This is a genomic window from Vallitalea sp. (genome assembly GCF_025211055.1).
Classification (GTDB): Bacteria; Bacillota; Clostridia; order Lachnospirales; family Vallitaleaceae; genus Vallitalea.
On sequence record NZ_JAOARO010000078.1, the window covers coordinates 1 to 3,803 of the forward strand.

Below are 3,803 nucleotides of genomic sequence, written 5' to 3' on the forward strand. Positions count from 1 at the left end.
TAAAGAAATTACAACAGTATATTCAAGAAAAAGGATTAAATGTTGATGTAACAGGTCAATTAGATAAAGCTACTTTCCAAGCTTTGCATATGATTGGGATTAATGATTTAATGGAAAATGGGGTTATACAAGAGGATAGTTTTCGGGGGGATGGACTGAATTTATATGCCTATGTAGCTAATAATCCTATTATGTATATCGATCCAACGGGGCATGGTAAAGATGGAGTTAGTGATAAAGATAATATGTATTTTGAGCAAGCGCCAAATCCAGTCCCTACTGATACGGGGTATATTCTCTATCAAGGCGAAAGATACGATATACACGTACCTAATTTTGATGACAATGGGTCTAATGCTAATTTTAATGATGCTGGTTGGTCAGTAACTGATCAAGTCAATCTTATAAATAGAGATTTTGATTGGTCTGACTTCCTTCAAAATATTACATTAGAAGGTGATAATGATAATATGCAATTTAGAGATAATGCTATGACTCAACGATGGAATTTAGCTGCTAGTGCAATAAATGTAGCAAATGCTGCATTTATTGCCACAAAAATAACTTCTTTAGATGTTATTTTTCAAGAAAATAATGGAAATAGAAGAGCTATTATTCAATACTCAGATTCAAAGTTTTTATTAAATTCTTATGCAGGTAAAAGTATTACATATTCAAAGTTAAAAGCAAAAAAAGATGTTACCACACAACATAATGTGCAAAAAGAAATATCTAAATATTTAGGATTAGAAGGACACTTATATGACGTAAAGTATACCGTTGACAAAGCGCATGCTACTGATCCTGCAGTAGGGTATTTATCATATAATAAATCAGATGAACTAATTTTTACACCTAAATTATATGAAAATGATGATGCTGAAATTGGTCACATGGAAGGTATGATTTTTGAAAGATGGAAAAGAGATTATGACGCAAGATTTTTATATGAAAGGTCTAATGTTTTAAGTGAAATCTACCAAAAAGCAATTTATCATGCTATATATGATAAACATAATGATATAGGTATATTCTCTAATAAGTAAAAGAGTTATGAAAGGATAGAAAAATGAAGTTTAAAAAAACAGCCTTAATTTATAGCACTATAATTACTATGTTTATATTAGATTCATTTATTAAAATAAATTTAGAAATGAATTTATCATATGATATAATATTACAAATATTAATTACTAGAGTACCTACAAATGATTTTGTTAAACTTATCTTACATGCAGTAGCAAAGATTATAATTATAACAGGTGGCTTAATCATTATAAAATATGTTATTAAACGAAAGCAGCATCTGTTAAAAGTATTATTCAAAGTAGTTCTAGTTGAATTAGGTGTTTTACTTATCAATATTATATTAGATAAGTTACACACCTCATATTTTATAACAGCTACATTAAGTTATTCATCTTATATAGCATACTATTCTGCTTTAATTTATATAATATTTGACGATAGAGCTTTATTGATTACTAACTTACTTAAATCAAAAATAATTTATAGTTCTATTATGATAGGTTACTTAATTATGAAAATGCTAAATTCAAAATTGTATGTATATCTCCTTTTTCGAAATAATAACTTATCATTATGGAGAGCGTTTCATCAAAATGAAGCATTGATACTATATCAGCTACTCAATAAGATAATAGGTTATATATTACTATTATTATTGGTATTACTATTTAATAAAAAATTGAATAATAAAGTTAATTGTTAACAATACAATGTGAAGCCTAGGGATAGAGTTGTTATTTGCATAAAAAATAACTCCATCTCTATTATCTTCTAAGGAGGCATGGGGATTTTGAGCAACTCACTTATAATTGTCCATCTAAACAAAGGGTGCGAGACATTATAGAATTGATATTATAAACCATGTTACAATAGGTTAATAACAGAGGTAGTGTCAAAGGCAATGCAAATGACCCACTTAGCCTTAACCTTTATACGTATTGTCATAACAATCCAGTTCTTTATATTGATTCATCAGGGAATTCCCCATCACTAGCTGATATTGGAAATTTCATTAAAAATGTTATAAGAAAAACTGTAGACGGTGCAGAAAAGGGTACAAATGCTTATATTAAAATGCAGACGTTTGGTTTAATAGATACTGCTGATATAGGGGCATTTTTCTTAATGATGGAAGAAGATAAAAAATATAAAGGTGTTTACCATGCTGACTTTGATTGTTGGCAGCAATATGGAGGTTATAATAGTCTGTACGATGTAGTTTTTGATTTAGGAACTAGTATGGAAACAGCTAAATTTCAGTTTACCCATAAAAGTCAGGAATTAAGATTTTGGGCGTGGAAAGGCGATTATGTAAATCTAGGTTCAGGTGCTGAATTAGGAATATACAAAAGATTAGAAGCATTTGGTTCTTCAACACCTCACTGGCTTGTGGACAAAGACCTTGCTTTACCTATGTCATTGAAACTAGAAGATAATAAAGGAAACACTCTAATTGATTACAATCCAACTAAAAATCAATGGTGGATAACAGGATTCAATTCCAATTATAAGGATATAAATGCTGAAAATTTGACTGCTTACTACACTATTAATTTTATTAATCATAAAGATATGTACAATAATTTTATTAAATCAGATGACTACTTGGAAAGTAAAGATAAATGGTCCAAAGACAAAGATAATAAATATCAACTAACATATAAATTTTAAGAAAGGAGAAATTTTAATGAATAAACTAAAAATCAGTTTTATACTTATATTTAGTATGTTAGTTTTAAGTTCATGTTCGTTAGTAGATATAAGACTAAAGATGCTTAACGCAGTTGACGAAGAGGCAATAGCAAATACTAGATTGGAAGAAGTAATTGAAGCATTAGAGAATCAGGACAAAGAGGCTTTGAAGGCCAATGTCATTAAGTTAAGACAGAGCATAAAGAGTCTTACGCATGAAAATTCGTAAGGCTCTTTTTTTCTGCAATAATTCCTGAATAAATTCAAAAACTCCTTGACAAATTATCAAAAAAATGTGGCGAAGCCCCTTGAATATATATTTCAAGGAGGTTAACTTATGAATGAATACGCAAATCTAGTGAAAACAAATCTTGAGAACGTAGTATCTGAAATCGATACCTGCTCTTACTTATTTTTGAAAAATCCAGAGAAGGATTTTACTAGAAAAAGAAAACTTGATTTCAAAAAAATGATTCACATTTTATTGTCTATGGGTGGTAAAAGCCTAAAATTAGAGTTGATGGATAATTTTTTATATGATATAGACACCCCTACTTCTGCTGCTTTTGTCCAACAACGTAATAAAATCCTGCCTGATGCTTTTCAATACCTTTTTCATGAATTTACGAAGAAAAGCATATCGTCAAAATCGTATAACGGTTATCGACTTTTAGCAGCTGATGGCTCTGATATATGTATTTATCATAACCCTAGCGATGAAGAGTCTTATTTCCCTAATGGACCTAAGGCCAAAGGATTTAATATGCTACAATTGAATGCGTTATATGATCTATGTAACAGGGTCTTTGTTGATGCGAATATTCTACCTGGAAGAAAAATGAATGAAAGACAAGCTTTAGTTGATATGATTAAACGTGCTGATAGCAAAGAAAAAACCATTATTGTTGCTGATCGTGGTTATGAGAATTATTGTGTTTTTGAAGTAAGCGTCAAACCTTGCACACATACTAATGCTAATCTCTATCTGGTATAATAAATAACAAAGCCTCACCTATAGTTGTTATATAAGTAGAGGCTCTGATGGTATTATTTTTTGATAGGTACTTTGCAATCATTAGGTA

Annotated in this window: 4 protein-coding genes and 1 pseudogene; all 5 read left to right on the top strand. The window is 29.7% G+C overall.

The genetic code is table 11. The features are described from left to right. A pseudogene (locus tag N4A55_RS11420) lies at positions 1-1,046 on the top strand (hypothetical protein); the annotation flags it as partial. Positions 1,047-1,069: 23 nt separating this feature from the next. Then, complete coding sequence (locus tag N4A55_RS11425) at positions 1,070-1,732, top strand: hypothetical protein (protein WP_293756398.1); 663 nt, start codon at positions 1,070-1,072, stop codon at positions 1,730-1,732. 371 nt (positions 1,733-2,103) lie between these two features. Continuing rightward, positions 2,104-2,700, top strand: a complete 597-nt coding sequence (locus tag N4A55_RS11430) for a DUF4474 domain-containing protein (protein ID WP_293756401.1) — start codon at positions 2,104-2,106, stop codon at positions 2,698-2,700. A gap of 16 nt (positions 2,701-2,716) precedes the next feature. Next, positions 2,717-2,950 (top strand): hypothetical protein, encoded by a 234-nt coding sequence (locus N4A55_RS11435; RefSeq protein ID WP_293756404.1) that lies wholly within the window; start codon positions 2,717-2,719, stop codon positions 2,948-2,950. A 108-nt stretch (positions 2,951-3,058) separates the two neighbouring features. Next, positions 3,059-3,715, top strand: coding sequence for a transposase (locus N4A55_RS11440; RefSeq protein ID WP_293756407.1), 657 nt, complete (start codon positions 3,059-3,061; stop codon positions 3,713-3,715). Positions 3,716-3,803: the final 88 nt, after the last annotated feature.